Origin of the sequence: Rhizobium sp. RU35A (genome assembly GCF_900156005.1) — a bacterium.
GTDB classification, from domain to species: Bacteria; Pseudomonadota; Alphaproteobacteria; order Rhizobiales; family Rhizobiaceae; genus Neorhizobium; species Neorhizobium straminoryzae.
Genome location: NZ_FTMR01000002.1, coordinates 300,193 through 317,313, shown reverse-complemented (window position 1 = coordinate 317,313; position 17,121 = coordinate 300,193). Strand labels below are relative to the sequence as shown.

The 17,121-nt window shown below is 63.6% G+C and carries 14 protein-coding genes and 1 tRNA gene; 11 read left to right on the top strand and 4 right to left on the bottom strand.

What is annotated here, in order from left to right; all coding sequences use genetic code 11:
* Positions 1–9: 9 nt before the first annotated feature.
* On the bottom strand, positions 10–780 hold the full coding sequence (gene hisN, locus F3H95_RS06070; RefSeq protein ID WP_149745284.1) for a histidinol-phosphatase: 771 nt from the start codon (positions 778–780) through the stop codon (positions 10–12).
* 372 nt (positions 781–1,152) lie between these two features.
* Complete coding sequence (locus tag F3H95_RS06065) at positions 1,153–2,037, bottom strand: N-formylglutamate amidohydrolase (protein WP_149745283.1); 885 nt, start codon at positions 2,035–2,037, stop codon at positions 1,153–1,155.
* Between the two features lie 182 nt (positions 2,038–2,219).
* On the opposite strand from F3H95_RS06065, the gene cpdR1 reads away from it, so the two are divergent.
* The 4 genes from cpdR1 (at position 2,220) to F3H95_RS06045 (ending at position 4,180) form a co-directional block, all read left to right on the top strand.
* Complete coding sequence (gene cpdR1, locus F3H95_RS06060) at positions 2,220–2,579, top strand: response regulator CpdR1 (RefSeq protein ID WP_149745282.1); 360 nt, start codon at positions 2,220–2,222, stop codon at positions 2,577–2,579.
* A gap of 106 nt (positions 2,580–2,685) precedes the next feature.
* Positions 2,686–2,760 (top strand) — tRNA-Val (locus F3H95_RS06055).
* A 244-nt stretch (positions 2,761–3,004) separates the two neighbouring features.
* Entirely contained in the window at positions 3,005–3,382 is a 378-nt protein-coding gene (locus tag F3H95_RS06050) for a PH domain-containing protein (RefSeq protein ID WP_149745281.1), read from the top strand.
* 159 nt (positions 3,383–3,541) lie between these two features.
* Entirely contained in the window at positions 3,542–4,180 is a 639-nt protein-coding gene (locus F3H95_RS06045) for a hypothetical protein (protein WP_149745280.1), read from the top strand.
* Positions 4,181–4,285: 105 nt separating this feature from the next.
* On the opposite strand, the gene F3H95_RS06040 is transcribed toward F3H95_RS06045, so the two are convergent.
* Entirely contained in the window at positions 4,286–4,618 is a 333-nt protein-coding gene (locus F3H95_RS06040) for a hypothetical protein (protein ID WP_149745279.1), read from the bottom strand.
* A gap of 350 nt (positions 4,619–4,968) precedes the next feature.
* Here F3H95_RS06040 and F3H95_RS06035 point away from each other — a divergent pair, with 350 nt between their 5' ends.
* A complete protein-coding gene (locus tag F3H95_RS06035) occupies positions 4,969–6,759 on the top strand; it encodes a chloride channel protein (RefSeq protein WP_149745278.1) in 1,791 nt (596 codons plus the stop codon).
* Between the two features lie 112 nt (positions 6,760–6,871).
* Here F3H95_RS06035 and F3H95_RS06030 read toward each other — a convergent pair whose 3' ends face one another.
* A complete protein-coding gene (locus F3H95_RS06030) occupies positions 6,872–7,906 on the bottom strand; it encodes a glutamine synthetase beta-grasp domain-containing protein (RefSeq protein WP_143127873.1) in 1,035 nt (344 codons plus the stop codon).
* Between the two features lie 408 nt (positions 7,907–8,314).
* On the opposite strand from F3H95_RS06030, the gene F3H95_RS06025 reads away from it, so the two are divergent.
* The 6 genes from F3H95_RS06025 to F3H95_RS06000 all read left to right on the top strand — a co-directional run bounded on the left by F3H95_RS06025 (position 8,315) and on the right by F3H95_RS06000 (position 16,939).
* Positions 8,315–8,518, top strand: a complete 204-nt coding sequence (locus F3H95_RS06025; RefSeq protein ID WP_149745277.1) for a DUF2735 domain-containing protein — start codon at positions 8,315–8,317, stop codon at positions 8,516–8,518.
* 65 nt (positions 8,519–8,583) lie between these two features.
* The gene (locus F3H95_RS06020) at positions 8,584–8,787 is read left to right on the top strand and encodes a hypothetical protein (RefSeq protein ID WP_149745276.1); all 204 of its coding nucleotides are present in this window, start codon (positions 8,584–8,586) and stop codon (positions 8,785–8,787) included.
* 94 nt (positions 8,788–8,881) lie between these two features.
* Complete coding sequence (locus F3H95_RS06015) at positions 8,882–12,205, top strand: transglutaminase family protein (RefSeq protein WP_149745275.1); 3,324 nt, start codon at positions 8,882–8,884, stop codon at positions 12,203–12,205.
* Between the two features lie 25 nt (positions 12,206–12,230).
* Positions 12,231–14,618, top strand: coding sequence for a circularly permuted type 2 ATP-grasp protein (locus F3H95_RS06010; RefSeq protein ID WP_244617931.1), 2,388 nt, complete (start codon positions 12,231–12,233; stop codon positions 14,616–14,618).
* 3 nt (positions 14,619–14,621) lie between these two features.
* Entirely contained in the window at positions 14,622–15,503 is an 882-nt protein-coding gene (locus F3H95_RS06005) for a transglutaminase family protein (protein WP_149745274.1), read from the top strand.
* Positions 15,504–15,646: 143 nt separating this feature from the next.
* On the top strand, positions 15,647–16,939 hold the full coding sequence (locus F3H95_RS06000) for a pilus assembly protein (protein WP_149745273.1): 1,293 nt from the start codon (positions 15,647–15,649) through the stop codon (positions 16,937–16,939).
* The last annotated feature ends 182 nt before the right edge of the window (positions 16,940–17,121 follow it).

Here is a 17,121-nt window from a genome sequence, read left to right as displayed (position 1 = left end):
GCAAAGCCATCAGGCGAGCAGCGCGCGCGCCTCTTCATAGACAGCGCGGCTGCCGGCGGCGATGATGTCGCCGCCCTGTTCAGGCCGGCCGCCATCCCAGGTGGTGATGATGCCACCCGCCTGCTCGATGAGCGGGATCAGCGCGCCGACATCATAGGGCTTCAGGCTGTTTTCAATCACGAGATCCACATGGCCTGCCGCCAGCAGGGCATAGGCATAGCAATCCACGCCGTAGCGGAACAGTCGCACCTTCTCTTCCACGGCCCGGTAGCGGGCGAGCGCTTCGGCTTCGAAAATATGCGGCGAGGTGGTGAACAGGATGGCATCGGAAAGGCTGCCGCAATCGCGGGTGCGGATCTGCCGCTCGCCATCCGGCCCGCGATACCAGGAACGCTCGCCATCGGCAAAATAGCGCTCACCGGTAAAGGGCTGGTCGACCATGCCCATATGCGCGCGGCCATTGGTATAGAAGCCGATCAGCGTGCCCCAGACGGGAACGCCGGAGATGAAGGCGCGCGTGCCGTCGATCGGATCGATCACCCAGACATGATCGCGATCAAGCCCGAAGCTTTCATGCTCCTCGCCCAGCATGCCGTGCTCGGGAAAACGGCGGGCCACCTCGGCGCGGATCGCCAGTTCCGCGGCTCGATCGGCCTCGGTCACCGGATCGAAGCCGGAGGCGAGCTTGTTGGTGACGGAGGTGCCGGCGCGAAAACGCGGCAGGGTCTCCTGGCTGGCGGCGTCGGCAAGAACATCGAAGAAGGCGCGATCAGGCAGCATGAACAATCCCGCAGGCGTTGAAACACTGCTTTCCTTCTAGAGTCTGTCGTCACAAAGGGAAACCCGGTTTTCCGGAAAAGAGAAAGGGATCGCCGGGGCCATTGCCGCCGTGTGGCAGGGGTCGCGCCAGCTGACAGGCCGGTGCGGTCCACGCGACCGCAGTGCAACATGCCTTTTGAATAGTCAGCGCGATTCATTGCTTGACAATTGGGCAATTCGATTTTAACAATTTGGTTACAGTCGTTTGACTGTAAATACCCTCCTTGGGTGTTTCCTCCCTAGACTTAGCCGCGCCCACAGGCGCGGTTTTTTTTGGCCGGCACATCGGATGCGCGGCGAAAGTCCAAGGAAAACAAAGGAAAAGGGCGCGATTTATTCGGCCGCCAGGGCCGAATCCACGCTGAAGCCGATGGAGAAATCCACCATCTGGCGGACGAAGGTGGACAGCGCGGCGGCGATCAGATCGAATTCCGGCTTCTTGTCCAGCGTCATCTCGTCCACGTAGAGCGCGCGGTTCACCTCGATCTGCAGCGCATGCAGACCCCGCACCGGGCGGCCGTAATGCTCGGTAATGAAGCCACCGGCATAAGGCTTGTTGCGCACGGCGTTGAAGCCCATGTCCTGCAGGATGTGCAGCGCCGCGCGGGAAAGCTCGGCCGATGCGCTGGTGCCGTAGCGGTCGCCGATGATGAAATCGGGCCGCACATCCGAGCCGGAGAGGCGAATTGTGCCGGGCATGGAATGGCAGTCGATCAGGATCGCCAGCCCGAAACGGGCATGCGTGCGGGCAATCAGCCGGCGCAGGCATGCGTGATAGGGCTTGTAGATGCCTTCGACGCGGGCCAGCGCCTCCTCCACCGGCAGGCGGCGCGCATAGATTTCCATGTTTTCCGCCACGATGCGCGGCACGGTGCCAAGACCACCCGCCACCCGCATGGAGCCGATATTCGCATAGGAGGGAAGCGGCCCCTCGAACATGCGCGGATCAAGCTCATAAGGCTCGCGATTGACATCGAGATAGGCACGGGGAAAATGGGCCAGCAAAAACGGCGCGCCAAAGGACGGCGCATCGCCGAAGAGTTCATCCACGTAATGGTCTTCGGAACGGCGGATCGCCAGCGCATCGAGACGGGACGCCGCAAGAAAGGTCGACGGATAGAGACGCCCGCTATGCGGCGAATTGAAGACGAAGGGGATGGACTGGGTTTCAGGCTCCCGCACCTCAAAGGGGTCAAAATCGCCCGTCACCCAATCCATGCGGCCTTTACCATGTCGTGAACTTGTCGTAACGCCATGTTGCCAGTTGCAGACTGCGAAGTCCATACTATCTGAAAGCCCCATTCCGCATTGCTGGCGGCCCGCCATTCACCTGTTTTTTACGGCAAATGGGCTAGGGCTCGACCAGGCGTAAACCCGAGAACCCACAAACGGTCCTGACGATGCACAAAATCCTTCTTGCCGAAGATGACAATGACATGCGCCGCTTCCTCGTGAAGGCGCTCGAAAAGGCCGGCTACAAGGTGGCGTCCTTCGACAATGGCGCAAGCGCCTATGACCGCCTGCGCGAAGAGCCCTTCGCCCTGCTGCTGACCGATATCGTGATGCCGGAAATGGATGGCATCGAACTGGCGCGCCGCGCCACCGAACTCGACCCGGACCTCAAGGTGATGTTCATCACAGGCTTCGCCGCCGTGGCGCTGAATTCCGATTCGAAGGCGCCGAAGGATGCCAAGGTGCTCTCCAAGCCCTTCCACCTGCGCGACCTCGTGGACGAGGTGAACAAGCTTCTTGCCGCCTGAGCCCGGATTTCCGGGCTTCCGGAGGTGACTGTCAAAAAACAGTCATGACCGGTGAAAAAAGCGGTTGACGGGCCGAGCCTGTTATGGTCTATGCCGCGTCACGGAAGGGCGTGTAGCTCAGCGGGAGAGCACTACGTTGACATCGTAGGGGTCACAGGTTCAATCCCTGTCACGCCCACCATTCCATTCAAAACGTTGAGAAATCCGCTTCGGCGGATTTCTCCGTTTATGGGCTTTCCCAATCTTTTCAGCTCCTGTTTCTGCCTTGCGGCGATCGCCGAATCACACCCCGCAGCGGCTTTGTTGTTCTGCCCGATCTGCACCCCGGTTTCAGGCGCTGACGGCCACGCAAGCTGCACCGGGCCTTCATTTTTGCCAGCCCCTCCCTACATCTCATCGCAAAAAGCGAAAAGGGAGAGAGCACCATGGGACTGTTCGACGGCTTGCTGGGGCACGGCTCCAGCGTGGACCCTGCCGATCTGGGGAGACGCCTGCAGGACGTGCTGATCGACGGCGAGGAGGCGCGGATGGCCTTCCGGATCGTGCGGGACTTTTTCGTGTTTACCCAGTATCGCCTGATTCTCGTCGACATCCAGGGCGTCACCGGCAGCAAGGTCGAATATACCACCATCCCCTATCGCGCGATCACCCGCTTTTGCGTGGAAACGGCAGGCACTTTCGATCTCGATTCGGAATTGAAGATCTGGGTGTCGGGCAGCAGCACGCCCATCCAGCGCACGCTCGGCAAGGGGAGCGATGTGCGCGGCATCCAGAGGGCGCTCGCTTCCGGCATCTGCCGCTGACGACAGCACCGCCCCGCATTGCCGAGGGCTCGAACTTGGCGAAAAAACGCAGCATCGCCGGACTCATCACGTTTCCGTGACCCTGCCTCCACAACCGAAACAAGAACAACAGGCACGACGTTTCAATCGTGCTCACGTTTTTGCAAGATGGAGGAGACCATGCATAAGTCCTTGAGCATTCTGATGATCAGTGCTGCAGCGGTGGTGCCCGTTCCGGGCGCCTTTGCCCAGTCGCCGGATATCGGCGTCTCCGTTGGCGGCGTCAGTGCGGGCGTCAGCGTCGATGCCCGTGACGGGGTGGGCGTCGGCGCGGATGTGTCGGTGGGAGGCGACAACGGGGTGAACGCGGGCGCAGAGGCCGCTGTCGGTCGCGGCAGTGTGGCGGACACCGATGTCAGCGCATCGCTCGGCGGAGACCGCGGCGTCAACGCCGATGTGAATGCCAGCGTGGACGGCGGCAACGGCATTGATGCTGGCGCAACCGCCTCGATCGGCGGCAGCCGCGGCATCAACGCGGATGTGGGGGCAGGACTTGGCGGCGGACGCGGTGTCGATGTGGATGCCAATCTGGGCATTGGCGGCGGCACAGGCCCGGCAGGGCCGGGAACCGGGAGCAATCCGGGCGCCGGCTCCGGGAGCGGCACCAGCCTGACACCGGCCCAGCGACAGGCGCTGCGTTCCATGTCCGAGCGGGAACGCGAGGAAATGCTGATCCGCTGTCGCTCGGTCAATGCGGCAAGCTATGATCCGGGGCTGGTCAATCTGTGCCGCCTGCTGCGTCAGACCGCCTCGCGCTGAGAAGCACCGCCTTCGCCGCTGCGAATCGCACTGCCCCACGGAGGGATCTTCAGGAAGGTGGCGCCGGACCGCGCCACCTTTATGTATTCTGACCGGACGAGACAACTACCAGCGCGGACCGTCCCAGTGCGCCCGAGGCGGCGGACCCCAGCCCCAGGCCGGCGGCGGGGGTGGCCGGTGCCAGTGGCGCGGCGGCGGTCCCCAACCCCATTCGGGCGGCGGGGGCGGGCGATAGTAACGTGGCGGCGGGGGCGGCCGGCGCGGCACGCAGTCGCCCCAGCGGGTGAGCCTCCACCCCGGACCACAGGCATAATCGACCTGCTGCACGAGGCCAGGCGCGGCCTGTGATGCGGCAATGGCAGGCGGCGCAACGGGTCCGGCAAGTGCCGCGCCGGCACCGGCAAGCGACAGGACAATGGCAGACACGAACATCTTCATGGCATGTACCTCAATTCCGAGATGGCGAGGGCAAGAATTCGCCCGGCCGCCTGAACAGCGGCTGAACCGGCCATTCATCAGATTGCAGCCATTGTTGCCGTATAAGGACAGGGCCAAAGCCGGGTCTGCACGGTGCGCACGCGTACTGTCGCACGGCCGGCCGGAGATCCGAACGGCCGGTTCCGGTCTCCATAAACCTGCTTGAAACGACGACACCCTTCATGCTTTTACCTGCCGAGGATACAGAGGGCGCGCTGCCCCCGAAGACCACCGCAGCCCCGGCCGGCGCGGACGGGCCCGCGTGGCGGGCAGAGGCGGGCCGGAACCAGAGCAGGAGGGTGGACCGCCCGATGAAGACCCTCTCCAACATCCCGCTGCTGCGCCTTGGCCATGCCTGGGGCAAGCTGATCAAGAAGAAGGCCTTTGCCCGCGGCAGCGAGCTCGGACTGATCTTCTCGGCCATGCTGATCGGTCTCGCGGCCGGCGCCGCCGTCAGCGGCATGAGCTGGATCTCGCGCAGCCTGCACAGCCTGATCTTCGGCATCGGCAGGCTGGACTGGCTGAGCGCCTCGATCATCGACAACAAGCTGATCGTCCTGACCGCCCCCATCATCGGCGGCATGCTGCTGGGTGTCGTTCTCTTCATCCTGTCACGGCGGCGCAGGCGCGCCATCGTCGACCCCATCGAGGCCAATGCGCTCTATGGCGGGCGCATCTCGCTGACCGACAGCTTCATCGTGGCCGGCCAGAACCTGATCTCCAACGGCTTTGGCGCATCGGTGGGCCTGGAAGCCGGCTATACGCAGCTGTCTGCCGGCCTTGCCTCCAAGCTCGGCAGCAAGCTGAACCTGCGCCGCGAGGACATGCGCATTCTCGTCGGCTGCGGCGCAGCCGGTGCGATTGCCGCCGCCTTCAACGCGCCGCTGACCGGCGCCTTCTATGCGTTCGAACTGATCATCGGCACCTACAGCATGGTGGCGCTGGCGCCGGTGGTGATCTCCGCCATCATCGCCACCTTCGTGGCGCGGGCGCTCTCCGGCGACAGCTTTCTCATCGAAGTCGGTGAAATCGGCACCATCACGCCGGCGGATTATGTGCCGGCCATCCTGCTCGGCGCCATCTGCGCCGGCGTCGGCATCGTCATCATGCAGGGCGTCGCGTTCATCGAGGAACTGGCCCGCAAGAGTTCCATCCCGCCCTATGTGCGCCCGGCGCTTGGCGGCATCGTCGTCGGCCTGCTCGGCATGGTCACGCCGCAGGTACTGTCGGCCGGCCACGGCGCGCTGCATCTCAACCTGGACAGCGATGCGCCGGTGAAAATCCTGATCGGCATCTTCCTGCTGAAATCGCTCGCTTCGGCCGTCTCCATCGGCTCCGGCTTCCGTGGTGGCCTGTTCTTCGCCTCGCTGTTCATGGGCTCGCTGATCGGCAAGATCTTCGGCATGCCGGCGGACATGATCACCACCGGTTCGCTGACACCGACGGTGCTGGCCGTGGTCGGCATGAGTGCGCTTGCGGTTGCCATCATCGGCGGCCCGCTGACCATGACCTTCCTGGCGCTGGAAATCACCGCCGATTTCCCGATCACCGCGCTGGTGCTGGCCGCCGTCATCACCTCCTCTCTCGTGGTGCGCACCACCTTCGGCTATTCCTTCGCCACCTGGCGCTTTCACCTGCGCGGCGAAAGCATCCGCAGCGCCCACGATGTCGGATGGATCCGCAACCTGACCGTCGAGAAGCTGATGCGCTCCGACGTGAAATGCGCAAGGCTCGGCGTCTCGCTGGAGGAATTCCGGGAAACCTTCCCGCTTGGCGCAGCCAAGCGCGTGATCCTGCTCGATACGTCGGATCGCTATGCCGGCGTCGTTTCGCTGCCTGAACTCTATGCCGAGGAAGCCGATACGGCGCGGCCGCGCACGCGGCTTGAGGACTTCCTCACCCACCATAACGATTTCCTGCTGCCGCAGATGAATGCCAAGCAGGCGGTGGAAATCTTTGACCAGTCGCGTGCCGAAGCGCTGCCTGTCATCAACAACCTGATCGACCGCCGCGTCATCGGCCAGTTGAGCGAAGCGCATACGCTGCGCCGCTACAGCGAAGAACTGGACCGCCGCCGCCGCGAGGCCGTCGGCGAAGCCTGACCCTGCCTTTTGCCGCACGCCCGGCCAGCAGCCGTCCGCCCCGCAGGATCCTCATAAGCAAAACGGCACCGGATCGCTCCGGTGCCGTTCGTCATGTCGGTGATGCCAGGTCTCAGGCAGCTGCGGAAGCAGCCGTCGGGACTTCGGCGATCGTGGCAAGAACGCGCGAGGCAATCGCGTAGGGGTCGCCCTGGGAGTTCGGACGACGATCTTCCAGATAGCCCTTGTAGCCGTTGTTGACGAAGGAGTGCGGAACGCGGATCGAGGCACCACGGTCAGCCACGCCGTAGGAGAACTTGTTCCACGGAGCGGTTTCGTGCTTGCCGGTCAGACGCAGGTGGTTGTCCGGACCGTAGACGTCGATGTGCTCTTTCCAGTTCTTGGCAAAGGCAGCCATGAGGGCTTCGAAATATTCCTTACCGCCCACTTCGCGCATGTAGGTGGTGGAGAAGTTGCAGTGCATGCCCGAGCCGTTCCAGTCGGTATCGCCGAGCGGCTTGCAGTGGAATTCGACGTCGATGCCGTACTTTTCGCAGAGACGGAGCAGCAGGTAGCGTGCCATCCAGATCTGGTCGGCGGCCTTCTTGGAGCCCTTGCCGAAAATCTGGAATTCCCACTGGCCCTTGGCCACTTCGGCATTGATGCCTTCGTGGTTGATGCCGGCGGCGAGGCAGAGGTCCAGGTGCTCTTCAACGATTTCGCGGGCAACCGAACCGACGTTCTTGAAGCCGACGCCCGTGTAGTACGGACCCTGCGGAGCCGGGTAGCCCTGTTCCGGGAAGCCGAGCGGACGGCCGTTTTCGTAGAAGAAGTATTCCTGTTCGAAACCGAACCAGGCGCCTTCGTCATCGAGAATGGTGGCGCGGCTGTTGGACGGATGCGGCGTGACGCCATCGGGCATCATGACTTCGCACATGACCAGCGCACCATTGGTGCGGGCCGGATCCGGATAGATGGCGACCGGCTTCAGAACGCAGTCGGAGCTATGACCTTCGGCCTGCATCGTGGAGGAACCGTCGAAGCCCCACAGCGGCAGCTGCTCCAGCGTCGGGAAAGCGTCGAATTCCTTGATCTGGGTCTTACCGCGAAGATTCGGCACCGGCTTGTAGCCGTCGAGCCAAATGTACTCGAGCTTGTATTTCGTCATAGTCATCTCTCGTTTCTACACTGCGAGGTTTTTGCAGATCCAGGTACGCGCCGCTTCGTCATGAAGGTCGCCTCCGGGACTGCCAGATGAAATGCATTTTGCGTGCCAGATGCACGCGCGCCCGGAAAAACATCGACCCTTGCCGGCCAACGGCAAGGACCGCACCGCGATTCAGGGAGACGTCGTGCCGGAACCGATCGGGCAGCCGAGTGTTGAGAGGATGCGGCAGGGCCGTAACAACAGAACAGCCCTCATTCCTCAATCCTCAGTTATCGCAGTTGCAGAATGTCTAGATTCTAGGCATAATGCACACACAGTAACCAGACGATAAGATGCAAATGAATGCATCAAGCGTAAAATATAGGCAAATTAGCGCCTGGAATGGAAGAATGCACAAAGGATAAGGCCATGACCCCAGCAACCGAACGACCCACAGCCCAGATCATTCCCTTCCCCGTCGGCGGCATCCGTCGCCTGCGCGAGCGCGCGGACAGACAGGAGGCGAAACGCCCGGAGGAAGCGGCGCGCTACTCCGACCTGGCCTTTGGCGGATGCTGGTATCATGAGGAAGCGCTTACGCCGCCACCCCAGCCGAACGGCAAGATCAGCTGAACCTTCTGCACAGCACGCAGGCATTGACGCACAAATATTAGGCGAAAGCCTCAGCAGTAAGCAGCATGGACGGCGCCCTGTCGGGCGTCGCCTTTTTACGGGCGATTGCCAGCCTGTTTATGGGGCAGCACGAAGCAATATCAGGCAGTCACACCACTTCGACAAGGATTGGCCCCGCCGGTCGAAATGCAGCCCGCGCTGCTGCACGCCGCATTGCTGCCTTTCCGTTCGCCATTGCTTTATCAGCATTTTCCAGCGTCGCGGGATAAGCGCGAAACCGCCTTGCTTTATTGTCGTGCATTGCACAAACTCCGGGCCTTCGTGCGCGCCGGGCCCATGAGAGCGGGTCCGACTAGGAGTTCCATGTCGATCAAGGCCAGTATCTATCACCTGACGCATTACAAATATGACAGGCCGGTCCGCCTTGGGCCCCAGATCATCCGGCTGAAGCCTGCCGCCCATTCCAGAACCCGCGTCATCAGCCACGCGTTGAAGGTCTCCCCGGCCAATCACTTCGTCAATCTTCAGCAGGATCCCTACGGCAACTACCTTGCCCGCTATGTCTTTCCCGACCCGGTGACGGAACTGAAGATCGAGGTCGATCTCGTCGCCGACATGACGGTCTATAACCCGTTCGACTTCTTCGTTGAGGAAGAAGCCACCAAATGGCCCTTTGATTATCCGGTAACGCTTGCCGAGGATCTGTCGATCTACCGCACGCCGGAACCGGCCGGCGAGAGGCTGGCAGCCTTCCTCGCAACGCTGGACAAGAGCCCGGACCAGCCGACCGTCGATATGATCGTCGGCCTCAATGCCCGCCTGCAGCGCGAGATCGGCTATGTCATCCGCATGGAGCCCGGTGTGCAGACGCCGGAAGAAACGCTGGAAACGGCCCGGGGCTCCTGCCGCGATACCAGCTGGCTGCTGGTGCAGGTGCTCAGGCACCTGGGGTTTGCTGCCCGGTTCGTCTCCGGCTATCTCATCCAGCTGACGCCGGACCTGAAGGCGCTCGACGGCCCCTCCGGCACGGAGGTGGATTTCACCGACCTGCATGCCTGGGCGGAAGTCTATCTGCCCGGCGCCGGCTGGATCGGGCTTGACCCGACCTCCGGCCTTCTGACCGGTGAAAGCCATATTCCTCTGGCGGCCACGCCGCATTTCCGCAACGCAGCGCCGATCTCCGGCGGCTATTACGGCGAGGCGGAAACCGAATTCGCCTTTGACATGCGAGTGGAGCGGGTTGCCGAACATCCGCGCATCACCAGGCCGTTCTCCGATGACAGCTGGCAGGCGCTGAATGCGCTCGGCGAGCGTGTCGACGATGTGTTGACGGCACAGGATGTCCGCCTGACCATGGGCGGCGAGCCGACCTTCGTCTCCATCGACGATTTTCAGTCGGACGAATGGAACACGGCGGCCGTCGGCCCCACCAAGCGCGACCGTGCCGACGTGCTGATCCGCCGGCTGCGCGAGCGCTTTGCGCCGGGCGGCTTCCTGCATTATGGCCAGGGCAAGTGGTATCCGGGCGAAAGCCTGCCGCGCTGGACCTTCTCGCTCTACTGGCGCAAGGACGGCCTGCCGATCTGGAGCGATCCGTCGCTGATCGCCGTCGAAGGCCGCCGCTACGACGTGACGGAGGACGATGCCGGCCGCCTGCTGACCGCGATTGCGGGCGAACTGGACATCACGCCCGACATGGTGGTGCCGGCCTTCGAGGATCCGGGCGAATGGATTTTGCGCGAGGCAAACCTTCCAGACAATGTCGATCCGGCGAACTCCAAGCTGAAAGACCCGGAAGAGCGCAATCGCCTGGCCCGCGTCTTCGAACGCGGCCTGACCCGGCCGTCCGGCTATGTCATGCCGGTGCAGGCCTGGAACAGCCGGGCAAGCGGCCGTCGCTGGATCAGCGAGAAGTGGCGCACGCGCCGCGGCCGCATTTTTCTTGTGCCCGGCGACAGCCCTGTCGGCTACCGCCTGCCGCTGAACGCGCTGCCATACATTCCGCCCTCGCAATACCCCTATATCAACCCGATGGATCCCAGCATCCCGCGCGCGCCCCTGCCGAATTTCCAGGAGGATGCCGGACGCCCGCTGCAGGCCGCGCATTTCGAGCCTTTCGCACCCGATCACACGCCGCAGCCGCGCAGCACGGAAGAGATCGGCGGTTACGTGCGTACCGCCATGTCGGTGGAACCGCGCGATGGCCGGCTCTGCGTCTTCATGCCGCCGACCGTCTCGATCGAGGATTATCTCGATCTCGTCGCTTCCGCCGAACGCGCTGCCGCGCAGCTCGGCCTGCCGGTCCATATCGAAGGCTATGCGCCGCCGCATGACGAGCGCATCAACGTGATCCGCGTGGCGCCCGATCCCGGCGTCATCGAGGTCAACATCCATCCGGCCTCCAGTTGGAAGGATTGCGTCGACATCACCACCGCGATCTACGAGGAGGCGCGCCAGAGCCGTCTTGGCGCCGACAAGTTCATGATCGACGGGCGCCATACCGGCACCGGCGGCGGCAACCATGTGGTGGTCGGCGGCGCCAATCCGAACGACAGCCCCTTCCTGCGTAGGCCCGACCTTTTGAAGAGCCTGGTGCTGCACTGGCAGCGGCATCCCTCGCTCTCCTATCTGTTCTCGGGCCTGTTCATCGGCCCGACCAGCCAGGCGCCGCGCATCGACGAGGCGCGGCATGACAGTCTCTACGAGCTGGAGATCGCGCTCTCCCAGGTTCCGGCGCCCGGCGAAGGCCTCCCGCCCCTGCCCTGGCTGGTGGACCGCCTGTTCCGCAACCTTCTGACGGACGTCACCGGCAATACCCACCGCTCCGAAATCTGCATCGACAAGCTGTTTTCGCCGGACGGGCCGACGGGTCGCCTGGGACTTGTGGAATTCCGCGGCTTCGAGATGCCGCCGAATGCCCGCATGTCACTCGCCCAGCAGCTTCTGGTGCGCGCGCTGATCGCGCGTTTCTGGAAGAACCCGGCCAAGGGCTCCTTCGTGCGCTGGGGCACGGCGCTCGCCGACCGCTTCATGCTGCCGCATTATGTCTGGGCCGATTTCCTCGACGTTCTGCGCGACCTGCGTGAAAACGGCTTCGACTTCCGCCCGGAATGGTTTGCCGCCCAGCTGGAATTCCGCTTCCCCTTCTTCGGCGAGGTGGAATACGAGGGGGCAAAGCTGGAGCTGCGGCAGGCGCTGGAACCGTGGCACGTGATGGGCGAGCAGGGCGCCATCGGCGGCACGGTGCGCTATGTCGATTCCTCCGTCGAACGCCTGCAGGTGAAGCTGGAAACCGGCAATCCGGAGCGCTACCGGGTGGCCTGCAATGGCCGCGCGGTGCCGCTGGCGGCCATCGGTGCTTCCGGCACGGCGGTGGCGGGCGTGCGCTTCAAGGCCTGGCAGCCGGCCTCCGGCCTGCATCCGGTGTTGCCCGTTAATTCGCCGCTCACCTTCGACATCTATGATGTGTGGTCGCAGCGCTCCATCGGCGGGTGCGTCTACCATGTGGCCCATCCCGGCGGGCGCAATTACGAGACTTTCCCCGTCAATGGCAACGAAGCGGAAGCCCGCAGGCTTGCGCGTTTCGAACCGTGGGGGCATAGCGCAGGCCGATATGCATTGATGCCGGAACAGGTCTCGCCGGAATTCCCCCTGACGCTCGACCTGCGCCGGCCAATAGGAGTCTGATGTGGCAGTGATCCCGGCACCTGATATCCGCGAGGAAGACGAGGCCATCGGCGACGACCCGATCCTCGGCTACCGCGCCCTGCCGGGCATATCCGACGAGATGCTGGACCGCGACGGGCAGATCCGGCCGGTCTGGCAGCACCTGATCGATTCGCTCGGCCACATGTCGGAAGCGGAACTGCACGAGCGATTTGCCCGTGCGGACCGCTATCTGCGCGATGCCGGCGTCTTCTATCGCAGCTATGGCGGCCAGGGCAGCAGCGAGCGCAACTGGCCGATCTCCCACATTCCCGTCCTCATCGACGGCAAGGAATGGGAAAAGGTTTCCGCCGGCCTCGTGCAGCGCGCCGAACTGATGGAAAAGATCGTCGCCGACATCTATGGCGACAACATGCTGGTGCGCGAGGGCATCGTGCCGCCGGCGCTGATTGCCTCCAATCCAGAATTCCTGCGCCCGCTGGTCGGCGTGAACCCCGCCAACGGCCATTACCTGCATTTCTGCTCCTTCGAGATCGGTCGCGGGCCGGATGGCAACTGGTGGGTGCTGGCCGACCGCACGCAGGCGCCGTCGGGCGCCGGCTTCGCGCTGGAAAACCGCGTGGCGACCACCCGCGCCTTTTCCGACATCTATGCCGAAAGCCACGTGCACCGGCTCGCCTCCTTTTTCGGTGCCTTCCGCAACGCGCTGCAGGCTCACAAGAAGAGCCCGGACGACCGCATCGCGGTTCTGACCCCCGGCCCTGCCAACGAGACCTATTTCGAGCACGCCTATATCGCCCGCTATCTTGGCTTCATGCTGCTGGAGGGTGAAGACCTGACGGTGGTGAACGACAAGGTGATGGTGCGCACCGTGGCAGGCCTGAAGCCGCTCGGCGTTCTCTGGCGCCGTCTCGATGCCTCCTATGCCGACCCGCTGGAACTGAACCAGAATTCGCATATCGGCACGCCCGGCATGGTGCAGGCGCTGCGCGCCGGCTCCGTCACCATCGTCAATGCACTGGGCTCCGGCGTGCTGGAAACGCGCGCGCTGCTCGCCTTCACCCCCACGATCTGTCGCCGGCTGCTGGGCGAAGACCTGAAGCTTCCCTCGATCGCCACCTGGTGGTGCGGCCAGAAGACGGAACGCCAGCACGTCGCCGACAATTTCGAGCGCATGGTGATCGGCCCCGCCTATTCCTGCGCGCCCTTCTTCGACGACAACGGCCAGTCGGTGCTGGGCGTGCGCCGCAAGGGCACCAAGGCCAGCATCGAGGAATGGCTGGCGAGCGAGGGCAACCGCCTCGTCGGCCAGGAGGTGGTGACGCTCTCGACCACCCCGGCTTACGTGGACGGCAAGCTGCGGCCCCGGCCGATGTCGCTACGTGTGTTTGCCGCCCGCACTGAAAAGGGCTGGCAGATCATGCCGGGCGGCTTTGCCCGCATCGGCTCGGGCGACGACGTGGCGGCGATTGCCATGCAGGCCGGCGGTTCTGCCGCTGACGTCTGGATCGTCTCCGACAAGCCTGTGGAGCGCCAGACGCTGCTGCCGCCGGAGGAAAGCTTCTCCCGCAACATGCCGGGCAGCCTGCCAAGCCGCGCGGCCGACAATCTCTACTGGCTCGGCCGCTATATCGAGCGGGCGGAAGGGGCGCTGCGTATCCTGCGCTCCTGGAACATGCGCTATGCCGAGAGCGCCGATCCCGACCAGCCGCTGCTGGCCGACGTGACGCGCTACCTGAAGAGCATCGACATGGACATGGCCAAAGCCGTGCCCGAACCGCTGATCCGCAACATCGACAGCGCCATCTATTCCGCCAGCAATATCCGCGACCGCTTCTCGCCGGATGGATGGCTGGCATTGAACGATCTCGCCAAGACCGCCAAGCGTTTCCATGAGGCGGTGCAGGCGGGTGACGATGCCGCGCATGCCATGACCGTCCTGTTGCGGAAGCTCGCGGGCTTTGCCGGTCTCGTGCACGAAAACATGTATCGCTTCACCGGCTGGCGCTTTCTCTCGATCGGCCGCTATCTGGAACGCGGCCTGCACATGACACGCCTGCTCGGCCACATGTCCGGCCCGGATGCCCCGGACGGCGCGCTCGACATGCTGCTGGAGATCGGCGACAGCGTGATGACCCATCGCCGCCGCTACAACGTCAACACCGCGCGGCTGACGGTCACCGATCTTCTGGCGCTCGATCCGCTCAACCCGCGTTCGGTTCTCTTCCAGCTGAACGAGATCCGCACCGAGGTCGAGCAGCTGCCGCATCCTTATGGAACCGGGCAGATGTCGGCGCTCGACCGCGAGGCCATGCGCCTGCATTCCGGCCTTGCCGTGATGACGCCGGAAGCGATGAACGAAGAGATTTACCGCAAGCTGGAGACGGAGATGGAAAAGCTCTCCGACCTCATCGGCCAGACCTATTTCGGATAGCCCATGCTTTACGATCTCTCGCTGCACATGGGCTATCATTACGAGGTGCCGGCATCGGGCGCGCGCCATCTTCTGCGCGTGATGCCGCTGTCGCTGACCGATCGCCAGCGGCTGATCGCCGGTTCGCTCAGCGTCTCGCCGACCGCCGACGAGCGCGGCACCTTCACCGATTTCTTCGGCCAGCAGACGACCTCCATCCTGTTTCGCGGCCCGCATGCAGCGCTCGACATCCGCATGCAGGCGCGCGTGCAGGTGGAGGCCACGCCGCTGACGGCCGATCTCTCGCCTGAACTGCCGAAGCTCAGGCAGGAACTGGCCGATCTCTGGTCGATCGATGCGGATTCGCCGCATCACCTGGCGGGACCGAGCCCCCGCCTTGCGAACAATGCCGACATCGCCGCCTATGCAAGGGACTGCGCCAGGCCCGGCCAGACGGTGCGCGAGATCGCGATCGCGCTTTGCACCCGCATCCACAAGGACTTCAAATACGATCCGGAGGCGACGACCGTCGATACCAGTCCGCGCGAAGCCTTCCAGCTGAAGCGCGGGGTGTGCCAGGATTTCAGCCATGTGATGATCATCGCGCTGCGCAGCCTCGGCATTCCCGCCGGCTATGTCAGCGGTTTCCTGCGCACCATTCCGCCGCCCGGCAAGGAGCGGCTGGAAGGGGCAGATGCCATGCATGCCTGGGTGCGCATCTGGTGCGGCAAGGCGGCCGGCTATATCGAACTCGACCCCACCAACAATATCCCGGCAAGCGCCGATCACATCGTCGTCGGCTATGGCCGTGACTATTCCGACGTGGCACCCGTCATCGGCGTTCTCAAAAGCTATGGCAGCCACCGTACCGTGCAGGCCGTGGACGTGATCCCCGTCAAGGGCTGACAGGCAGCCCGGCGTACCGGCGGCGGCTCGACCCGCTTTCGGCCGCTTCGTTCAAATGCCACCGATTTTCGTGAGGCTTCGTCAAGGGATCCCCGCTTATCCAGAACCTGACATCCTGATGCGAGGAAACGGGTTCCACGACGATGACCGGCTTTTCCCTGGCCCGGCTGCTCGGCGATCGCGGCGGCAATTTCGGCATGATGACCGCGATCCTGTTGCCGGCCCTGATCGGAGGCGCGGGCATGGCGGTCGATCTCACCAACGTTCTGCAAAAGAAGGCGGCGCTGCAGGCGGTTGCCGATTCCGCCACGCTGGCGGCTGCGGCGAAGATGTCGAACGACGACATCAGCGAGGCGGATGCCATGGCGATGGCACGCAGTTTCCTCGTCGGACAGTATATAGAGGATCTGCGCCGCCGGGGCGCCGGTCAGGCGGAGATCGACGCCGCAAAGGCGGCGCTGGAGGCGAGCAGCAAGGCGATTGCCACCACCAGCGCCGGCACTGGCGCGTCCAAGGCCTTCCAGGTAACACTCGACACATCGGCACCAGTGGAACTGAGTGCGCTGTCCCGGCTGCTCGGCTTCGACAGCGTGTCGGTCAGCGTCCACAGCGTCGCCCAGAGCGCGCGCGAGGGCCATGCCCTGTCGATGTATCTCGTTCTCGACGAATCCGGTTCCATGGGCGAGGACACCACCACCGTCGATCCGGTCAATCCGACCAGGACCACCACCCAGGCGGTGCTCGGCTATTATGATTGCGGTCGCCGCCGGCAGTGTTACGGCTGGTACAACCAGACAGTGACCGTCGCCAACTACGTGACCAAGATCGCCGCCCTGAAATCGGCGGCAGCGGTCATGTTTGCCGAACTGAAGAAGGCAGCCGCCCCGAGCGGCGCGTCCACTTCCGTTCAGGAAACCGCAGCACGCGACCTTATCCGCATCGGAGCCATTTCCTACACGCATGAGACAAAGACGGCACAACACCCGGCCTGGGGCACGAGCACCGCCGCAACCTATGTGACCGCCCTGCCCGCCATCCCCTCCGGCGGCACCGATGCACGTGGCGCCATGGGCATTGCCTATGCGGATCTCGTTTCGACCAATCCTGCCGAGGCGCAGGCGCACAAGACGAAGGGCAACCTGAACTTCGCGCGCTTCGTCGTGCTGATGACGGATGGGGAGATGACCGGCTACAGCAACAGCTGGAACAAGTCGATCGATGATGCCGTGCGGTTGGCCTGCGCACAGGCAAGGAAAGACGGCATCACCATCTTCACCGTCGCCTTCATGGCGCCGGATCGCGGCAAGGCGCTGCTGCAGGCCTGTGCGAGCAACGCCGACAACTATTATGAATCCGACGACATGACGGATCTGGTCACAGCCTTCGGCGAAATCGGTCGCAAGGCCGCCAGGAGCGCCGTTCGCCTGACAAACTGACGCAAGACGCGTTTTGCTCACCGGCCGGAAATGGCCAGCCTTGCCTGCTGCCCATGCTTTGATCACGGGCGGATTTTGCCTTTTTCTCCAGCGGCTTGCAGACCAGCCATGCGCTGGACGCAGGAAGTCGGCAAACTATTGCACAGGATGATTGCATGTGTCTGTGAACGATGCATAAACTG

Coding starts and splice junctions, on each gene's coding strand:
- hisN (WP_149745284.1), bottom strand. CDS start 780: ATGCTGCCTGATCGCGCCTTCTTCGATGTTCTTGCCGACGCCGCCAGC.
- F3H95_RS06065 (WP_149745283.1), bottom strand. CDS start 2,037: ATGGATTGGGTGACGGGCGATTTTGACCCCTTTGAGGTGCGGGAGCCT.
- cpdR1 (WP_149745282.1), top strand. CDS start 2,220: ATGCACAAAATCCTTCTTGCCGAAGATGACAATGACATGCGCCGCTTC.
- F3H95_RS06050 (WP_149745281.1), top strand. CDS start 3,005: ATGGGACTGTTCGACGGCTTGCTGGGGCACGGCTCCAGCGTGGACCCT.
- F3H95_RS06045 (WP_149745280.1), top strand. CDS start 3,542: ATGCATAAGTCCTTGAGCATTCTGATGATCAGTGCTGCAGCGGTGGTG.
- F3H95_RS06040 (WP_149745279.1), bottom strand. CDS start 4,618: ATGAAGATGTTCGTGTCTGCCATTGTCCTGTCGCTTGCCGGTGCCGGC.
- F3H95_RS06035 (WP_149745278.1), top strand. CDS start 4,969: ATGAAGACCCTCTCCAACATCCCGCTGCTGCGCCTTGGCCATGCCTGG.
- F3H95_RS06030 (WP_143127873.1), bottom strand. CDS start 7,906: ATGACGAAATACAAGCTCGAGTACATTTGGCTCGACGGCTACAAGCCG.
- F3H95_RS06025 (WP_149745277.1), top strand. CDS start 8,315: ATGACCCCAGCAACCGAACGACCCACAGCCCAGATCATTCCCTTCCCC.
- F3H95_RS06020 (WP_149745276.1), top strand. CDS start 8,584: ATGGACGGCGCCCTGTCGGGCGTCGCCTTTTTACGGGCGATTGCCAGC.
- F3H95_RS06015 (WP_149745275.1), top strand. CDS start 8,882: ATGTCGATCAAGGCCAGTATCTATCACCTGACGCATTACAAATATGAC.
- F3H95_RS06005 (WP_149745274.1), top strand. CDS start 14,622: ATGCTTTACGATCTCTCGCTGCACATGGGCTATCATTACGAGGTGCCG.
- F3H95_RS06000 (WP_149745273.1), top strand. CDS start 15,647: ATGACCGGCTTTTCCCTGGCCCGGCTGCTCGGCGATCGCGGCGGCAAT.